This window comes from Pseudoalteromonas sp. S408 (assembly GCF_005886645.1).
GTDB lineage: Bacteria > Pseudomonadota > Gammaproteobacteria > Enterobacterales > Alteromonadaceae > Pseudoalteromonas.
The window spans coordinates 233,642-252,467 of record NZ_PNDY01000002.1; the positions used below are offsets into that span (position 1 = coordinate 233,642).

Below are 18,826 nucleotides of genomic sequence, written 5' to 3' on the forward strand. Positions count from 1 at the left end.
AGGTAACCTATGGATAGTATTTATCAATTTAATGCACCACTTTATAACAGTGATAATTTTTCTTTAAGCCAGTTAAAAGGCAAAACCGTACTCATTGTCAATACGGCCAGTAAATGTAGTTTTTCAATGCAATTAAATGCCCTCGAAAAGCTTTACCAAGAGTACAAGCACCGTGGTTTTACGGTACTTGCATTCCCATGTAATCAGTTTGGACAGAACGAACCGCTTGATAATTTAGCTATAAAATATTTTTATCAAATGCAGTTTGGCGTATCGTTTGAAGTATTTGGCAAAGTCATGGTCAATGGCCCAGACGCACACCCTTTATTTGGCTATTTAAAATGCCATACACGCGGTATTTCACAAAACCGGGCAGTTAAATGGAATTTCACAAAATTTTTAATTAACTCACAAGGGCAACTAGTTGCTCGTTATGCACCGCGTACAAAGCCCGACACACTCAAACATGTTATTGAAACAAACCTGCTGCAAGCAGCTAAATTAAATAATAAAAAAGCAATCGCTACTTGAGCACATGGCAGTAACGTAGTTTAATTTAAGCAGATTCACTATTTTAAACGCACCAAATTGCTGGAGCCTCATCATGAACATTGCTTTTTTTAGCGCGCAAAAGTACGAAAAACCTTTTTTTGAACACAGTATTGCACCTCATAGTAGCTTAGCAATGACCTATTTTGATCAATCGCTTAACGAGCAAACTGCGGTTTTAGCAAACAACTTCAATGCAGTATGCGTGTTTGTAAACGATACAGTTAACGCTGAGGTTATAAAACTATTGGCACAACAAGGTGTAAATACCATACTACTGCGCTGTGCCGGTTTTAATAATGTTGATTTAGGTGCGGCCAAAGCACATAACATCAATGTATTACGTGTACCTGCATATAGCCCCGAGGCCGTTGCTGAACACTGTATTGCGCTTATGCTTACACTGAGTCGAAAAACACACAAAGCCTACAACCGCGTGCGCGAAGACAACTTTGATTTAAACGGGTTACTTGGTTTTAACTTACACAACAAAACAGTGGGTATTATTGGGTGCGGAAAAATTGGCTTAGCGCTTTGTAATATACTCAATGGGTTTGGCGCAAAGGTGTTGGTATGCGACCCAAATGCAATGCCGGGTAACTACACCATTACCGACCTAAACACGTTACTAACCCAAAGCGATATTATTTCACTGCATTGCCCACTCAACGAGCAAACACATCACCTAATCGATGAACGTGCTTTTGATAAAATGAAGCCTGGCGTTATGCTTATCAACACTTCACGCGGGGCATTATTAAACAGTAAAGCGTGCATACAAGCACTTAAAACACAAAGGCTTGGCTACTTAGGGCTCGATGTTTACGAACAAGAATCCGAACTGTTTTTTAAAAACCACAGCGACGAAATTAACCAAGACGATATATTTTCCCGTTTAGTCGGTTTTAAAAATGTGCTGATCACCGGGCATCAGGGCTTTTTTACTCAAGAAGCACTCACCGAAATAGCAAACACTACTATTACCAATGCCCTTGAGGTAAAACTAAATAAACCGCTAAGCAACGAAGTTTTTAATAATTAACCTGAACTCAGGTTATTTAACATTTATAGCCATTTACACTTGCCAAAATATGCTGCGCGATGGTATCTATTAATTAAATTTGATGGCTTTTAGCAGGTGCTTAAATGGAAAAAACAGCGTTATTCATAGATGCAGAAAATATAAGCCATAAATTTATAGATCAAATAATGGCTAAATTTGAACATATTGAGGTTAAAAAAGCGTACGGCAACTTTGGAGCAGTACAACTAAAACCTTGGGTAAATATTTGTTCGCGCCATGCAATAGAAATGGTGTACCAAGAAAAACTCGTAAAAGCTAAAAGTAATGCGGCCGATATTGCGTTAACTGTTGGAGTTATGGAGTCTTTGTATGTCTCCCCGATTGACACTTTTGCAATAGCCTCTTCTGATTCTGACTTTGCGGCTTTAGTACACTTTTTAAGACGAAATGGTAAAAAGGTAATCGGGTTTGGTAATAATACAGCCAGTGCTAAACACTATTTTGATGACTTTTATATTTTAGGTAAAAAAAATACAATACCTAAAGTAAAAAGTAAAAGTATTGCCTCTGCTGATACTTACCATTTAGCACTTGTAAAAGAAGCCGTTGAAAACACACAACACGCAAAAACTGGACTCTCCGAAACAGTGGATGTGGGTACCTATCTCCATCGAATATTCAACATTACAAAAAAGCAGCTTGGCGTAAATAAGTTGTATCAATATTTTAAGCATCACGACCAGCATTTTAAAATGCAAAAAGCCCCCGACGGAGGCTTTTTAGTTTCACTGCATTAAGTCATTAACCAAACGCGACGTTTGCAAATACCAAGGTCATTAATATTGGGCATACAAAGCGGATATACTGGGCAAACCAAAAATGCGCGCCCGTGCTAGCTTGGTGTAACTTATTACCCCGTTTGAACATCCAACCAACCGTTATGAAGTAAAACAACCCCATCAGCGGGAGCTGATATTGCGTAAACAGCATAATAACTAAACCAAATAACCAATCGAAGTTTAATATAATTGCACTTGCACATATTAATACCACTAAGCTCACTAACCACGTAGCTTTAGTGCGGTTAACGTTGTGGTTTTCCACTAGAAATGCAACTGGAATTTCAGTTGATGAAATAGTAGACGTCACTGAGGCTATCGACATTAATACAAAAAACAATAAACCAACCAGTAACCCTATTTCTCCCATGGTATTAAATAGCTCTGGTAAAATGGCAAATATAAGCTGTCCTTCACCAATTAATTTACCGCCACTAAATACCTCAACGCCGTTATGTTGTGCAACATAAATAGCCGGAATAATGAGTAAGCCAGCTAAAAACGCAACGCTCGTGTCAAGTAATGCAACACTTGCAGTTAGCTTTGGTAAATTAGCATCAGGTTGTAAATACGAGCCGTAAATCATCATACAACCCACACCCAACGAGAGCGAAAAAAATGCTTGCCCCATAGCCGCTATAATTAAATTTGGATCGAGTATTTGGCTAAAGTTAGGCATTAAATACGCTGCAAAACCTTCGCTTGCGCCATCCAAAGTGGCTATATAAGCAATTAGCGCAACAAGTAACACCAATAGCATAGGCATCAGTCGGCGCGACCACGTTTCAATACCCGATTTAACCCCTTTTAAAATAATACAGGCCGTTAAAATAAGCATTAATGGTGTAAATACAAAATTACGGGCTTGCGAGTCACTGTGTAAAAACTCGCTCACACTGTGTAAACCAACAAACGTTGTAACAGGCTCAATTGCGTACGACAACATCCAGCCTGCCACAATTGAATAAAAGCTCAACATGACGACAGCGCCCGCAAGGCCAATATAGCCCGCCGCTGCGCCTATTTTACGGTTGCTATCTTGCCACGCGTTACCCAGCGCTTTTACCGGGTTTGCTTGTGCGTTATGGCCTAAATAAAGTTCGGTATATAGCGCCGGTAACGCCAATAAAAAGATAACCAGAAAATAGACGAGTAAAAATGCTCCACCGCCATGATTAGCAGCTTGTGTAGGAAATCCCCAAATATTACCCAAACCCACTGCCGCGCCAGCAGCGGCTAAAACAAAACCAAGTCGGCTTTGAAACCCATCACGCATTTGTGCCATACATCTACAAATCTGTTATTATTTTGATTGTTGTGAATTAAACCATATTTAATGCCAGCTGAGTAATAAAATTGTATTCAGCCTTTGTTTGTCGCGTTAACTGCTCACAATAACAACGACATTTTACTTTTTGAGCTGATATGACCGCACATTTTTTTAATAACGCCTTAACTATAACGCCAACAGATTTTGCCAATTTACCTAAAGGCAAAAGTACCGTTTTGTTGTTCGACGCTAATACACTTAGTTTGGCTAATTACAACTTGGCGAGCTTACTCAGCGAATTTGAATTAACCGTTATTAACCGCCGTAAAAACCAAATAGCTAAAAAAGAATATGTAGCAAGCCGTTTACTTTTAAAATTGCTTGTAAAATCCACCCACCCTGAATTTTCAAATGTGCCATTAAATGCCATTAACACAAGTTTTAACCAATCCACAGCTAAATTAGAGCTGCATATTAACGAGTGCGTTATTAATACGTATGTATCGCACTCTCATGGTTTTGTTGGGGTTGCTTTAAATTTAGAAAGCGAGGCGTTTGGCTTCGACCTTGAAAAAATTAGCTTAACGCGCCCGTTTGAAAAACTAGCCAAGCATTTTTACCATACAGACGAAGTTACATTAATTACGTCTCAACCCAATACGCAAAGCCAAGCCAATACCTTTTTTAGAATTTGGACATTAAAAGAGTCATTAGCTAAAGCAACTGGTCGCCCTATTGCCAAATTACTTAGCCCCAACGTATTTAACGAATTAACCTTAGTAGGCTTGGCCGCAAGCAGCCAAGTAGTAAACACACAAACAGAGACATTTGATTTAACCTTAGTGCATAAAAAAAGCACCGACTGGCGGTGCTTTTTATTAACCGATAAGGCGCTTACTAGTTAAGCTTCTAACAAACGGCTATGAATAGCCTGAACCACATTATCAGATTCACTTTGTTCGACTAAAAAGCATAGGTTGTGCTTACTTGCTCCATGACAAATTAAGCGAATATTAAAGTCACTTAATACCTGCATTAAGTTCATTTCGTGTTGGCGAAGTTGAATCTCAGAGCCAATAAGTGCCACCAGTGTTAAGTTGTTTTCAACCGATACATGGCAAAATTCAGCAAGCTTATCTAAACACGCTTGGTCGAGCTCTGGGCGCGACGCGTTAGGCGCATTATCAAGCGTTATTGCGACACTAATTTCAGACGTAGTTACCAAATCAACCGATATATTAAACTCGCTTAAAATAGTAAATACACGGGCTAAAAAGCCGCTAGCCAATAACATTTCAGGGCTTTTAAGGGTGAGCAAAATTTGATTTTTACGCTGGGTTACCGCGCGAATTCCTGGCTGCTGCGATTTTTCACGCTCTATCCACGTACCACCACGTTCAGGCTCGCGGCTTGAACCAACAAACACATTAATATGACTACGGCTAGCGGGTAAAATAGTAGCTGGATGCAATACCTTTGCACCAAAGGTAGCCATTTCAGCGGCTTCATCAAAGCTTAAGCGAGCAATGGGCGATGCCTTTACACATAATCGCGGATCGGTACTAAAAATACCCACAACATCAGTCCAAATATGTACGCTTTTGGCGTTTATTGCCTCAGCAAGTAAAGCGGCACTGTAGTCAGACCCACCACGGCCAAGCGTTGTTGTTTGTCCAAATTCGTCACTGCCAACAAAACCTTGGGTTACAATAACTTGTTCATCTAGTAGAGGAATTAAATATTCTTTTGCAGCTTGTGCTGTTGCGCTTACATTAGGTGTTGCTTTTCCAAACTGACTATCTGTTTTAAGTACTTGACGTACATCAAAGCGATCGGCATTTAACCCTTTTAAACGCAGCACTTGCGCAAATAAATACGACGATAAACGTTCACCAAAGCTAAGTAACTCATCGTGCTGCTGATCAGTTGTCAGTGTTTCAAGCGCTAGCGTTTGGAATGCTTTTAACGTTTCGTTAAAACCTACGGCTAAATCGGCATCAAGCGATAACTCATCTAAAATAGCCTGTTGAATGGCTAGCACGCCACTAATGTGTTCTTGGCGCTGCTCTGGGGTGATGCTTGATTTACACAGTGCAACCAAATGATTAGTTACGCCGGCACTGGCGCTTACAGCAACAATACGAACACTTTTATCGGCAACAATAATTTCGCTACAACGACTCATCGCATCAAAGTTAGCCACACTGGTTCCGCCAAATTTGGCAACAATGTAATCTGATTTAACGCCCGATACTGTTTGCGGCACTGATTGGGTAGTCATTTAGTCTCCTTTTGCGGTATCCAAACCGCGATAAAACAAGAAGAACTTGGCAAGTGAATGCATGAAGGTAAATCCACTGCCAGAAGCTCTCCACCTAGATTGGTGACAGTTTTGAGGATTCAGCCCCATAAACCGAAAAACAACATCGACGTAACGTTGGTTTTCTCGGCGAGTACTTCCCTCTTTAATGGTTATAGGCGTTCGTCACCTACCATTAAATACCTAAGTATCGCACCTCTTCTGAATGTTGTATTAACCAATGGCTAATAAAACAAAACCCCACTTTTAAGCGGGGTTTGAAAGTTAACGTTTAGCCGTCTAGCTGTCAAGCGTTTTAATGCGGTTAGTTAAGCAAAACTTAAACAAATCCGCCCATGTAATACGCGCCCGCGTAGCCAACGGTATAACTTACTAACAAATACAGCGATAAACGTAAGTAACTCATAAAAGTTAGCTCTTTTACTTTACTCATGGCAATAATACCCGCAGCCGATCCAATAATAAGCATTGACCCGCCAACACCGGTTGCATAAGTAAACGACAACCAATCTTGCTGACTCATTACTATATTAGCTTTTAGTAAAGCAGCGGTAAGCGGCACGTTATCTACCCCAGCCGATAAAATACCCATTAAGTAGTTAGCGTACTGTGGAGCCATAACAGTGTATAGATCGGTAAACTTACTTAGCATGCCAATCTCTTTTAATGCGCCTACCAATAATAAAACCCCGACGAAAAACAGTAAGGTGTCGTATTCTATGTCGCGTACGTAGTCGATAATATTTTTGTTTATGTCTTTTTTGCGCATTAAAAATTGCGCCACTAAAAACATAATTGATAAACCACATAAGAAAGTTAATAAAGGCGGTACACTGTAAATAACACTCAACGCGAGTATGCTGATAACTGTAGAAACAAAAATAACTGCGATAGTGATATCGGTTTTTTCTATGCGTTTTTTCCCTGACTTAGAAAAGGTCACTTCCCCTTTCATGCCAATACTTAACATTGCCGCTAACAACATAACACTGATAAATGCAGGTGCAATAAGCAGTAATAAGTTAGCAATGGTTACTTTTCCATCTAAAAATATCATTAAGGTGGTAACGTCACCGGTAATTAACGACACACCGCCGGAGTTAACACCAAATACAATGAGCGTGGCATATTTTATGAGTTTTTTAGGCGGCAGTTTTAACGACATAACCACAGCGAGCGATATTAACGTGGCTGTTACGTTGTCTGAAACAGACGAAAACAAAAACGCAAATACCCCAACCAAAAACATCAGCTTGCGTTCGCTAATACTTGTTGGCATCACTCTGTGCACAATATTTTCGATAAACCCTTTTGAGTTTAAATAAGCAACAAAGGTCATGGCGGCCATTAAAAACAACCACAGCGATGCTATCTCTAAAATATTTTCGTTAAGGAGTTCTTGCACTTGCTCTGGGCTTTGCCCATGCAGGGGGAAAATAAACAGGAGGATCCAGCAAAGCGTGCCAAAAAAAAGCGTGGTTTTAGCTTTATTTACATGGATGATATCTTCTATAACGATCAATAAGAATCCGATCGCTATCAGGGTTAGAATAATCGTGGAAACCATGGGTATTAAATAACCTTTGATATTGTTTTAAAGAACACACGTAAAGTCCCTCTCAACGTGCCTATTTTCGGCGCGAATGTTAGCACTGCGGCTATGCAAAAACTATTATTAAATAGTCTTAAAAACGAATACTATATACAGGCTAGATTAATTAGAATACGTAATAATGAGACGCTTCTAAATTCTCAATAATAAATTACTAGGATGTTGTAACGCCTTATGATCCCAGCTAAAAAGCGACTAAATACCCTTAGCGAACATTGGGGGGTTTTAGAGTTATTATTTAAACGTTTTAAAATGGCCGACTTTAGCCTAAAAGACGTGCAAAATGCCATAAAACAAAAACAGCCCACGTGGTCAAACGAGCGCATATACAAAGAAACCAATCGCTTGCTCAATCAAGATATTTTAATTCCACTCGCTAAATCGTCGCAGCTTGAAATTAACCGTGCCATTGCTGACTTTGCTACTTTTTTACTGCAAGAAGAGCACTTAGGTTTAGCGCAAGAAATTAGCGTATTAGTTGATGATTTAGCCCGCTTAGGTAATAAATTAGATAACGCAGGAAACGTTGAAGACTTTGACGATTTACGCCGCTACAGCCGCATTATGGATGATCGGGTACGTAAAATAATGAAACTTTACGCGCACAACGAAAACGCCATTTTAAATATTGTTGAACAAGCTAAATCAAACAATGCGGTGCAATCACTACAAAAACGCTACAAAGCAGTAATTGAAGCCTTTGACGAATATATAGAGCCCATGCTTGAAATGGTCGATATTAGGGGCGATTTTCATGCCTGCTTTACAATAATAGAGCAGCAAATCAGTAAACAAATCGAATTTATTGAACGCTCTGGCAAAGCATACACCGACAAACGCATGCTAGAACAGCTACGAACTCGCATACTCGAAATGAACCTAATGGGCCGAGAGAGTTTGCGTAAAAGTGCCGATATGCTCATGCCCCTGCGCGAAGAGCTACGCCGAAATAACTTAGTTACACGCCAAGCGGCCAAAGTGCTCGGCCTTGTGCGTAAAAATGGCGTAGATAACATGCTAAGCGCTGTACAACCTAATTTTGTAACCGACTCTCAGCGTTATTCGCTTGGGCAACAACGCCATATTATCGCGTACATGGCAAGCTTGGTAGAATTTGAACATGAAGAATATCAACTTCCCGAACAACAAGACGTACCCGCATTTGTAACGCCTAACATTCCTGATTACAACGATGTAAAAACAAGCTTTGCTAAACGCTTTAACAAAAAACGTAAAAAACCACAGCCGCTGCTGCAGTTTTTAGATGAAAGCTACCCCGACTTAGACGCCGACGAAATGCTCTTTTTATATCAAAAATTAGTCAGTGATAGCGACATTGAAATTAGCCAAAGCGATAAAAAAGCCCGAGTTAAAATTGCCGGCCAGCACTTTTCACTTTATCCATTTAATTCTCAGGCACCAGATTTAGCCGTTCAGCCTAATACTAAGGCAGATAAGTAATTACCATGACACATATAAACCTAGACGAACTAACTCACCTGCAAGCAATCAATAAAAAATTAACGGCGGGTTACCACATTTGTGAACAAGACAACGTAATGTGGCAAGAGCTTGACCAACACATAGACGCCTACAGTGCATTATTTAACGCCCTTGGCCACGATTTGAAGCACGACAGCCGCGGCTTTTACTACTTTACAAGCGACGAAAGCACGCCAAACATGGGGAAAATATCCCGTGCTGTTGCGCTCACTATTTACATTTTAATTGAGCACTACGCCAACACGGGTAAAGACCCAATGCGCGCCCTGTTTGATGAAGTAAACGATTTAGAACTGATGCAAACACTAGTGCAAATTAACAAGCACTTGTTTGATCAGCTGGAGATATTTTCGGGCTCAGATTTACGTAAAGACGTTTACCTGCGCATGGTACGTTTAGGCCTCGCCCGCGAAGTAGAAGGCGGCTTTATGCTACAAGCGCCAATTCACCGCTACATTGATGCATTAATGGAAGTAAACGAAGAAACCTACATTACGGAGGACGAGGAATGAAAAACTTATACGGACTGAGCAAACTCGCCCTACTTAATACCGCAGGCTATGCAAAGTGTGTGATCCCGCTTGATAAAAGCAGCTCTATTTGTGCGCCAAACAATACCGGTAAAAGCTCGGTTATTAACGCCCTGCAATTTCCGCTTATCAACGATTTACGCCTTACCGAATGGGACGGGCACGATTTAGATGAAACCCGTAAGTTTTATTTTTCATCGGATCAGTCGTACATTTTACTAGAAGCCAACCTCCCTCATGGCTCGGTTGTTATTGGTGTAGCAGGACTTGGTAAAATAGCCGGTTACGCGCATCAGTACTTTTGTTATCAGGGCAAGCTTGATTTAGCGCAGTATACAAAAGGTAATACCATAATTAAGTTTACCAAGCTGTTTAATCATTTAAAGTCGCTTAATTACAACCCTATTGAGCTAAAAGCACAAGAGCTAAACGCCCTACTTACCGGCGGCGCAACACCCTTCGACGGCGACATAAACTTAAAAATGATCCCGCTTAATAATGTGCAAGACTCTGCCATTTATAAAGAAATTTTTAGGCGTATTCTTAACTTACACAAATTAGGCGCAAGCGATGTTAAACGCTTTATGCTGCGTGTGTTTGAACGCCATATGTCAAACTCTAAGGTCGATTTTTACGAAGTGTGGCGTCGCTCGTTTGATAAAGTAAACCGCGCTAAACGTGAATTAAAAGCCCTTGAATCAATGCAAGAGCCAATAAGTGCGCTTGAATCAATGCTTGAAAATCAGACCGTACTTAAAGGTAAGTTAGCAGCCTACGCACCTAAAATTGATCAAGCATTGATAGACTTTGATACCTATCAAGAAGAGCAGCTAAATGAACTCGGTGTTGCACTTGAAGACATTGAACACGAAAAGCACGAGTTTGAACAAAAGCAAAGCCTATACGTACAGCAATCGCGCGATATAGAACGCAAACAAACTCAAATTGAGCAATGGTTTTTAGATTACAGCGCCTTTAAAAGCGAATTTGAACTGGTAAATAAAGCCACAATTAAAACTAACCTTGGCCAACTTAAACACGATTACGAGTCGCTTTCGCACTCTATAACCAGCGCTCAAGGCCAAAGCCTGCACACCCTTGATTACCGCATTAGCGAAACGCAAAAACAAATAAAAAGTTTAAAACTGCAGCTTAAAAACCTTGAGTTTAATTTGTTTACCCGTATGCGCGAAGATCTATCGCTTAAAGAAGTAGAAGAAATATCGCGTATTTTAAATCCCGACCTACTCTCGTTTGCAACCACCACTAATGGCGATATAACCATTGATGATGAAGACGCCTTTGGGGAGTTTTTATCGCTATTAAGTGAAAACGTTAAAGGCGGTGTGCTAACGCTTCCGGGTGCAAGTATTAAACTTAAAAAACTCTCGCCAGTACACATGCAAAGCGGCGAAAACAAAGAGCAATTAACAACGCAGTTGAGTGCACTTGAACACGCATTAAAAGAGTTTAAACAACAGCGCGAAGTGGCTGCTAATGTTGCCGATAAACAAAAAGAAAAAGACGCACTCTACGATGAGCTAATGAGCGCAGAGAGCGCCCTTAAACGCTTAGAGCAATTTGAGGTAATGCAGCAGTCGGTAGAAGCGCAAGCCATGCTAAAAGAGCAATTATTAGCAGAGCGCGAACAAGTCGACGATTACCTGCAAGACATTCAAAAAAATAGCGGCTCAATTGCAGACAGACGCTCGTTAATTAAATCAAAGCAAGAGCAAATTAATCGCCAAACCGAGCGCCTACGCCAAGTTAAAAGCGAGCGAATTGATCACACTCTCGATTTATACAGCGGTAAAGTAACCCCGTATATGATTGATATAACAGTCGACTTTGATAACTTAAGCGACCTAGTACATCACTTTAATAAAGACAGCCAAGAGCTGCGCAATTTTGACATAAACGTGCGTAATACCTATTTGCATGTATATAACGCGGGCATTACTAAGTTCGATAACGAAAACGACGAATTTACTAAATATCAAAAACTAATTAGCGCATTTCACAACCTTGATAACGAACGCGATGCCGTTGAGCGTCAAGGCCGCGTGGCATTAACCGAAGTAGCCGCCACTATTAAAGGGTTGCGGGAAGATTTAGATCGCCTTCGCCGCGAAATGAATAGCTTTAATAAAGGCATAAGCCAGCACCGTATTTCTAACCTGCAAGCCTTTAAAATTAACGTAATACCACGCAAAATGCTGGTTGATAGTATTGATACTATTATCAGCACGTCGCATCAGTTTGAACAAGGCGACACGCTTGATTTACTGAGCCAAGAACCTTACAGCGAAAGCGCAGTAAACGAAGCAAAAGATCATTTAATAAAACTTGCTTCAGACAAAGCAGGCCTCACCTTAACTGACTTGTTCGATATTCGTTTTGAAGTGGTAAACCGCGCTGGCGAAACCGAACACTTTGAAAAAATAGACTCAGCCGGCTCAAATGGCACACGTATTACTATTAAGTTATTGTGTGGCATGTTGTTTATTCGTTACTTATTAAGCGATCAGGAACAAAACCTGTACCGTATACCTATTTACATTGATGAAGCGGCCGACATTGACCCGCAAAACCAAAAAGCAATTATAGAAACCGCATTAAGCTTTGGCTTTGTGCCTATATTTGCCTCAGTTAAGCCGCAAATAAGTTGTGACTACATTGTGCCGATTCGTTCGGTAAAAGATGGCGCACAAAACTGGGTAGATGAAAAAGATTGGATAGAAGTAGAGCATTAAATTTTTGAGTGGCTAATTAGTATTAATTAGTCATTCATATTCATCACACTAAACTAATTTTTAGAACCTTTTAATAATACACATTTATATAAGGTGTGTTATTTTAAGGTAATGCATTTTATTGGAGCAAACGTAATGAAAAATATACTTATTGTTGCAGCACTAGCACTACTTAGCGCTTGTACTCAAACCCCTGATTGGGATTACGATAAATCAGCTAACTTTAGTAATTTTAAAACATTTGCTTGGGTAGAAAACGCGAGTTTAACTAAAGACACCAACAACTACCAAATTAACGGTTTAATGGAAAAACGTGTGCGTACTGCGGTAAATAATGAGCTTACAAACACCCTTGGTATGACATTAGTAGATCCAGCCCAAGCTGACGTACTTGTTAACTATCATGCGTCGGTAGATAAAGAATTAGAAGTAGATACGTTTAACACGGGTTACAGTAACCGTTGGGGTTACTGGGGTACTGGTTTTCAACGTGATACAACAGCGCGTGAATACGAAGTGGGTACATTGGTTATCGATATTGTAGACAGCGCATCTAATCAGTTAATTTGGCGCGGTGCTAAAGAAGGCCGTTTAAAGAAAAAACAATCGCCAGAGCAACGCGAAGCGTCAATTAATAATACAGTGAGCGAAATTTTAAGTAACTTCCCGCCACAAAAGCAGCAGTAAGTTTTAGTTAGTTTTTAAAAAGTTCACAGGTTTGTGAGCTTTTTTGTTAACAAAGGAATCACACCTTGGCATTTTTAAAGTATTTTACAGTCACTCTATTCGCTTTTTTTGCTTCGCTCCCCGCACATGCGCAAAACTTAAAATTAACTCCGGGTTTGTGGCAAGGCATTTACAAAGATAATTTTGAATACAATGTACTGGAAATAAAAGAAAACGGAGAACACCGTTTAATCATTGCAAATATCGCCAGTGCATTTCATAGAAATAAATCAATTGCGTTTAATAATAACGATATTAAATGCAGTCGCCTTAATTGCATTATCACACTCATTAGCCCTAATAAAGAACATCTGCAATTTACATTAATTTTAAGCCGTTATTTAGATAATTCATTTGAGGTGTTAGAAATTTATTCTAATGCAGACGATGATTTTGTCATGTCAAAAACTTACCGATTGGAAAAACAAGAAAGGCAATCTACCGTCCATACATTTATAGATAAATACCGTTCTAAAATAGATGAATTAGCAGCTATAGAAAAGTCAGGTTTATATGGTTTTTGGGTAGGATTATTAAATTTAGACGGCAATCAAAAACTCGTAAGTATTGAATTCTCCCCCAATAAAGAGTCATATTTCAATTATTTTGCAAGTGGAGCCAATGACATAATCAGTACCACTTTTATGCCACAAGATATTAAAGAAAAAGACAACGTACTGGAAATCACTACCAGCAATTCAGCCTTCGCAAATAAGCTAATTATTCATAAAGACAACCGAGAACTCAAAGGCTATATGTATTCAAACCACAAAGGTTCAACACTTCAAACTGGCTCATTTAAATTGTATCGCTTTGAAAGGCCTGAGTGACCTATAATCCAAGTATAATTCTATGACAATTTATACTTATGCAATAACTCAAGCGGTATATGGCAATAATCATCGGGGTGGTTAGTTAAGCGGTCTTGATGCTCTGGATCGCTTGGAACGTAATTAGTTAACTGCTCTACCTCTACTACAATTTTTTCGGCATCACTGCGCTTATCTATATAATTGCTTGCTGCATCTAGATGATTTTGGTTTTTGCTGTAAATGCCTGTACGGTATTTAGGGCCTTCATCTGCCCCTTGCTTATTAACACTGTAAGGGTCAATAATTTCAAAAAAATAGTCAAACAGTTGATTGAGTGAAACACTTGAGTCAAACATTACTTTTACACACTCAGTATAGCCATCGTATGCCCCTTGTGTGCTATTACTTGCGCCATTAGCACGCCCTGCTTGGGTTGTTATAACGCCCGGTAAATGCTTCATAAACTCTTGCACGCCCCATAAGCAGCCGCCGGCAAAATAAAGTGTATTGTGTTGCTGAACTGTCATTGTTTATCTAACTCAATAAAGTTAATTAAAAATACATGTGTATTGTAACGCGTTAATTATACAAATGATTATCAAATGCAGATTTTTATAATTACTGTACAATAGCGCACAAAATCGCACTGACTAAATTAAGCTAGCCCACCCGCTTTATATAGTTTTTATAAGTGCCCTAACACATTATGAGATACACCATGAATCGCACTGAGCATTTTATATTTTCTGCACTGCTGTGCAGCGTTACACCTTTTACTTATGCGCAAGCTTCAACCAACAGTGAAACAGCAATAGAACAAATAACTGTTGAGGCATCGGCCACGGCAAATAAATTACCTGTTGGCACCTTTGACTCTCCCGTGTCTAATTTAGAATACGACCCACGCGTTGATTTACAGTCACGCAATATGGCAGAAGCGCAAGCTGATGTAACAATTCGTGGCGGTATTTTCGAAAACACAGGGTTTAGAGTCGGCAGTGCTACCCTACTAGACCCTCAAACAGGTCATTATGTTGCGGAGCTTCCTATTGCACCGCAAATGCTAACGGGTCCCTACATTTTAACCGGAGCCGACAATGCCTTAAACGGTATGAACAGCTCAGTGGGATCGATTTCGTTTGGTTTTAAACCTATCACAACTGGCGGCAATGTATCTGTTGGTACAGGTACAAACAACTTTAACTTACACAGTATTTACGCAGGAATAAGCACAGAAATTGATGATGCTAAAAATTGGCAACTGGGCTTTGAGGGCGAATATTCTCATTCACAAAGTGACGGTTCAATAGAAAACGGCGATCACGATTTTAACCGCGCCTCTGCGCGCATACAGTTAATAGGTGCGGATTCGCAAACCGATATAATGTATGGCTCACAAGACAAGTTTTTTGGTTGGCCAAATATGTACACACCATTTGGCGTAAATGAAACAGAAGAACTAGAAACCCGCTTACTCATGCTTAACCACCAGCAAAATTATGCAGACAATAGCCATTTTGAAGTATCTGCCTATTACAGAAAACACAACGACCATTATGTATTTTCTCGTGAGAATCCAAGCGCCTTTGAAGCATTTCATGAAACTAAAGTAAAATCGATTGCGGTATCAGGAAGCCATGCACAAAACACCGCGTTTGCAGTAAATTATTCAGCGCAATATATTGAAGATGAAATAGAGTCGACCACACTTGAGAATAATTTTACCTCACGCACTTATTACAAACTGAGCGTATTACCTGAATATAAAATCGACCTTGAACAAAACCAGCTATTAACACTTCGCCTAGGTGCGGCTTTTGACGACACAAACCGAGATGACTCTGAGTTATCGCTCATTGGCGATATTTCACTAAACACTCAAAACAGTGACGGCTCTGAACAAACACTTTACGTATCCTACGCACAAGCAAGCCAAGTTGCAGGCTACACCGCCATTGGCGGCAGTGAGCAAGGCGGGTTATTTAGAAGTAATTACAACCTTGAGCGCGAAACGACTAAAAACATAGAGCTTGGTTATTTAATGCAAGAACAAACCTGGCAACTTAATTCAGCGGTTTTCTACCGTGAAGATAACAACCTAACCGATTGGACTTTTAGTTTTGACTCTAGCTCTGCCCGCTTTGCTAATCCGGTTGACATAGACGCCACCGGCGTTGAGTTTTTTGCGACCAAGTACTTTGATACAACCGAGCTCATTGCAAGCTACACCTACTTAAATAAGTCAGAAAACTATGGTGATGCAGATATCGACGCCAGCTTTTACGCCTTAAACTTTCCAGATCACCGTGTGACCTTAGGTGCAATTTGGACACCAAACGACCTAATAGAAATGAGGGTTGATAACGAGTGGCGTAAACAGCACGAAAACGCACTACGCAATGGTAAAGACACTGCGTTATTTACGCAATTGTCGCTAAAAATTACGCCAACTGTAATCAATAATTTATTTATTACGTTAGCTGCAGACAATGTGTGGGATGAATCGTTTGAAGAAATACCCGGCACACCCGGGCGCGGAGAGCAATATACCTTAAGTGCAACGTATAGTTGGTAGACATTAAATTCAGCGTTTACAAACTTAATGTTTACCTTAGTTTGTGAACGCTGTGTTGGTTTATAAAAACAACTTTTAGGCAAACAATATTGCACAAAGAGGAATGAATGAGGAGTAAATGAGATAAACGTAATCAGTCAATGCTTTTAATTAGTCTTTCCTCCAAAAGCGCAGCGTCTTACCCTCTTTGTGAATCGATCAATTTAATGGCTTCACCCATCAAGCCAAACGCATTCGTTTTAAATTCTGAATAAGCCAAAATAAATTGCACAAAGAGAAATGAATGTGAAGTAAATGAGAAAACGAAATCAGCCAATGCTTTTAATTAGTCTTTCCTCTAAAAGCGCAGCGCCTCTTACCCTCTTTGTGAATTATTCACTTTATGAGCTTCACCCATTAAGCCAAACGCATTCGTTTTAAATTCTGAAAAAGCCAAAATATATTGCACAAAGAGAAATGAATGAGAAGTAAATGAGAAAACGAAATCAGCCAATGCTTTTAATTAGTCTTTCCTCTAAAAGCGCAGCGCCTCTTACCCTCTTTGTGAATTATTCACTTTATGAGCTTCAACCAACAAAAGTAGCGCGTTTTATGTAACGCAAAGCTAAAAAACGCACAAAGAGAAGCAAATGAACAGTCAGTGAGCTTTAAATACCGCGATTATGCAGATAACAACCGCGATAAAGTCATGACGCTAAGTTGTGATGAATTTTTACGGCGCTACTTACAACATGTATTGCCCAAAGGGTTTATGCGCATTCACCACTATGGCTTTTTAGCTAATGCGTGTCGCAAGCGAAAGTTAGGGTTAATAAAGGCTCAAATATCAGCAATCCCATGCAAAGCGGTGAAGCCGAAGGTAGAGCAAGAACGATTAATACCCCATTGGCCTTGCCAGTCATGCAAGACGGGTACTTTACGATTTATTGGTGTGATGAATTTAGATGCGGCGACAAATAAAGTAGCGCGAACGAGTTAGCAGCCTTGCTTGCTGCATCAAATCAATAAGTTAACCTGCTTAATTGCTCAGGCTAATAGCGACTGTGCGAGCGAAAAATATCCTTGCTTAACGGTTAAACATTCGGTTTAATGAATAGATAATAAACGCTGAGCAATGCAGGGAAAGCTTACATAACACTCGCTAAGCTGATTAAATTAGCGAGGAAAGTGAGAGCCTCTAAAAAGCAAATTCCCATAGCATAAACAAAACCAACTCTGACACACCGAGCAGGTAGCGCCTCAGTCCAACAAGCGATTATGCAACACAAACTGCGTGTCGCATAAATACTAAAATGTTAGCTGTAAATATGAAAACTGATCAAACTTCTCAATTATTGTGGTTCATTTTTCTGATTCTAGGTATCTGGTTTTCAATCGAAACAGTGAGTAGAACTTTCTATGGTTTTGAGCTTGTGTTTTGTACTGCTGTGATTGGTTTGGCTGTAGGGTTTATCATCCATAAAAAGCGTAATACGTCTGAATTATGGGATAGTTTTGTTGATAGAAGAAGCTTTTTTAGAAGCCAAAGAAGAACAACATATATGTTCTTTTGTCTGGCTGTTGTAGGTTTCTCAAGCTCATATATATTAGTTAGCGAGACAGTAAGTATAAATGTTGAAATAACTGACAAAAGAGTCAGCAAAGGAAAATCGACTAGTTATATCTTGGCTATCGCTCCAGAGGATCTTGGCCCATTAGATTTAAAAGTTGGCGAAGATTTTTGGAACTCTCAATCCGCAGGAAACATACTCACGATTGAAGTTCAAGAAAATATTCTTGGTTTTTATGTGGTTACGGATTACAGTAAAGCTAACAAAGCAAATTAAAAAGTGCGGACAAAAAACAGTTGGCTTTGTTCGTTCCTCACAAATTTTAGCCAACTATTTTTAGCCGCTTATTTGCGGCGTTAGCTGTACATGGAGAAGTATGAACTCTTATAAACAATCCGGTATTTTCCTTGGTCTTTTTATCGCAATAGCTTTGGTAATGAGGTTTTACGGTGTATATCGTGCAGAAGTTGAAATACCTTTATCTGCCGTGATAGTTAATTGCTTAGGTTCGGGTGTAATTGCTGGAGTAGGTTTTTATATTGGGCAGTCAATTGTTAAAGAGTACCTGCTGGTGAAGCATTTGGTCTTCTCTGCGCTCTTTGCATTTATGATGTCACATACGTTGAGTCGTCTTATTGGTCTTTACGAAATATCATGGTTTGCATATGCTGGGTCAGTGCTTTTACTTTCTGGTCTGATCGCAATGCGCGCCCCAAAAATGTTTCGTTCTGAAAAGTACAGCTAACAAGTGACTATGGTGTCA

Annotated in this window: 16 protein-coding genes, 1 pseudogene and 1 riboswitch; of the genes and pseudogenes, 13 read left to right on the forward strand and 4 right to left on the reverse strand. The window is 39.8% G+C overall.

The genetic code is table 11. The annotated features are described in order from the left end of the window. Window positions 1–9 precede the first annotated feature (9 nt). The 3 genes from CWB62_RS03430 (at window position 10) to CWB62_RS03440 (ending at window position 2,370) form a co-directional block, all read left to right on the forward strand. Window positions 10–531: a glutathione peroxidase gene (locus CWB62_RS03430; RefSeq protein WP_138530959.1), complete on the forward strand. Its 522-nt coding sequence runs from the start codon at window positions 10–12 to the stop codon at window positions 529–531. 73 nt (window positions 532–604) lie between these two features. Next, on the forward strand, window positions 605–1,591 hold the full coding sequence (locus CWB62_RS03435; protein ID WP_138530957.1) for a 2-hydroxyacid dehydrogenase: 987 nt from the start codon (window positions 605–607) through the stop codon (window positions 1,589–1,591). 104 nt (window positions 1,592–1,695) lie between these two features. After that, on the forward strand, window positions 1,696–2,370 hold the full coding sequence (locus tag CWB62_RS03440) for an NYN domain-containing protein (protein WP_058404349.1): 675 nt from the start codon (window positions 1,696–1,698) through the stop codon (window positions 2,368–2,370). A 4-nt stretch (window positions 2,371–2,374) separates the two neighbouring features. Here CWB62_RS03440 and CWB62_RS03445 read toward each other — a convergent pair whose 3' ends face one another. Then, a complete protein-coding gene (locus CWB62_RS03445; RefSeq protein WP_138530955.1) occupies window positions 2,375–3,697 on the reverse strand; it encodes a sodium-dependent transporter in 1,323 nt (440 codons plus the stop codon). Window positions 3,698–3,837: 140 nt separating this feature from the next. Between CWB62_RS03445 and CWB62_RS03450 the strand changes: the two genes are divergently transcribed. Further along, window positions 3,838–4,587 (forward strand): 4'-phosphopantetheinyl transferase family protein, encoded by a 750-nt coding sequence (locus tag CWB62_RS03450; protein ID WP_138530953.1) that lies wholly within the window; start codon window positions 3,838–3,840, stop codon window positions 4,585–4,587. Here the strand turns inward: CWB62_RS03450 and lysC are convergent. Further along, window positions 4,584–5,963 (reverse strand): lysine-sensitive aspartokinase 3, encoded by a 1,380-nt coding sequence (lysC, locus tag CWB62_RS03455; RefSeq protein WP_138530951.1) that lies wholly within the window; start codon window positions 5,961–5,963, stop codon window positions 4,584–4,586. The two genes, CWB62_RS03450 and lysC, sit on opposite strands and share 4 nt — an antisense overlap. A 75-nt stretch (window positions 5,964–6,038) precedes the next feature. Beyond that, window positions 6,039–6,211, reverse strand: a riboswitch (Lysine riboswitch). 110 nt (window positions 6,212–6,321) lie between these two features. Further along, a complete protein-coding gene (gene nhaD, locus CWB62_RS03460) occupies window positions 6,322–7,569 on the reverse strand; it encodes a sodium:proton antiporter NhaD (RefSeq protein ID WP_058404345.1) in 1,248 nt (415 codons plus the stop codon). A 219-nt stretch (window positions 7,570–7,788) separates the two neighbouring features. Between nhaD and CWB62_RS03465 the strand changes: the two genes are divergently transcribed. The 5 genes from CWB62_RS03465 (at window position 7,789) to CWB62_RS03485 (ending at window position 13,956) form a co-directional block, all read left to right on the forward strand. Continuing rightward, window positions 7,789–9,075 (forward strand): MksB family condensin complex protein, encoded by a 1,287-nt coding sequence (locus tag CWB62_RS03465; RefSeq protein WP_138530949.1) that lies wholly within the window; start codon window positions 7,789–7,791, stop codon window positions 9,073–9,075. 5 nt (window positions 9,076–9,080) lie between these two features. Then, on the forward strand, window positions 9,081–9,629 hold the full coding sequence (locus CWB62_RS03470; RefSeq protein WP_138530947.1) for a condensin complex protein MksE: 549 nt from the start codon (window positions 9,081–9,083) through the stop codon (window positions 9,627–9,629). Further along, a complete protein-coding gene (locus CWB62_RS03475) occupies window positions 9,626–12,400 on the forward strand; it encodes an Mks condensin complex protein MksF (RefSeq protein ID WP_138530945.1) in 2,775 nt (924 codons plus the stop codon). Before CWB62_RS03470 ends, CWB62_RS03475 begins: the two co-directional genes overlap by 4 nt. 135 nt (window positions 12,401–12,535) lie before the next feature. Then, window positions 12,536–13,087, forward strand: coding sequence for a DUF4136 domain-containing protein (locus CWB62_RS03480; protein WP_138530943.1), 552 nt, complete (start codon window positions 12,536–12,538; stop codon window positions 13,085–13,087). 65 nt (window positions 13,088–13,152) lie between these two features. Beyond that, window positions 13,153–13,956, forward strand: coding sequence for a methionine sulfoxide reductase (locus tag CWB62_RS03485; RefSeq protein ID WP_138530941.1), 804 nt, complete (start codon window positions 13,153–13,155; stop codon window positions 13,954–13,956). 20 nt (window positions 13,957–13,976) lie between these two features. On the opposite strand, the gene CWB62_RS03490 is transcribed toward CWB62_RS03485, so the two are convergent. Continuing rightward, a complete protein-coding gene (locus tag CWB62_RS03490; protein ID WP_138530939.1) occupies window positions 13,977–14,465 on the reverse strand; it encodes a peptide-methionine (S)-S-oxide reductase in 489 nt (162 codons plus the stop codon). A 191-nt stretch (window positions 14,466–14,656) separates the two neighbouring features. Here CWB62_RS03490 and CWB62_RS03495 point away from each other — a divergent pair, with 191 nt between their 5' ends. From CWB62_RS03495 to CWB62_RS03510, 4 genes and pseudogenes are all read left to right on the forward strand, one after another. Beyond that, window positions 14,657–16,513, forward strand: coding sequence for a TonB-dependent receptor plug domain-containing protein (locus CWB62_RS03495; RefSeq protein ID WP_138530937.1), 1,857 nt, complete (start codon window positions 14,657–14,659; stop codon window positions 16,511–16,513). A gap of 625 nt (window positions 16,514–17,138) precedes the next feature. Then, window positions 17,139–17,492 (forward strand): annotated as a pseudogene (locus tag CWB62_RS18985) (transposase); the annotation flags it as partial. Between the two features lie 328 nt (window positions 17,493–17,820). Continuing rightward, window positions 17,821–18,339: a hypothetical protein gene (locus CWB62_RS03505; protein ID WP_138530935.1), complete on the forward strand. Its 519-nt coding sequence runs from the start codon at window positions 17,821–17,823 to the stop codon at window positions 18,337–18,339. Between the two features lie 100 nt (window positions 18,340–18,439). Further along, complete coding sequence (locus tag CWB62_RS03510; protein ID WP_138530933.1) at window positions 18,440–18,808, forward strand: hypothetical protein; 369 nt, start codon at window positions 18,440–18,442, stop codon at window positions 18,806–18,808. Window positions 18,809–18,826 lie beyond the last annotated feature (18 nt).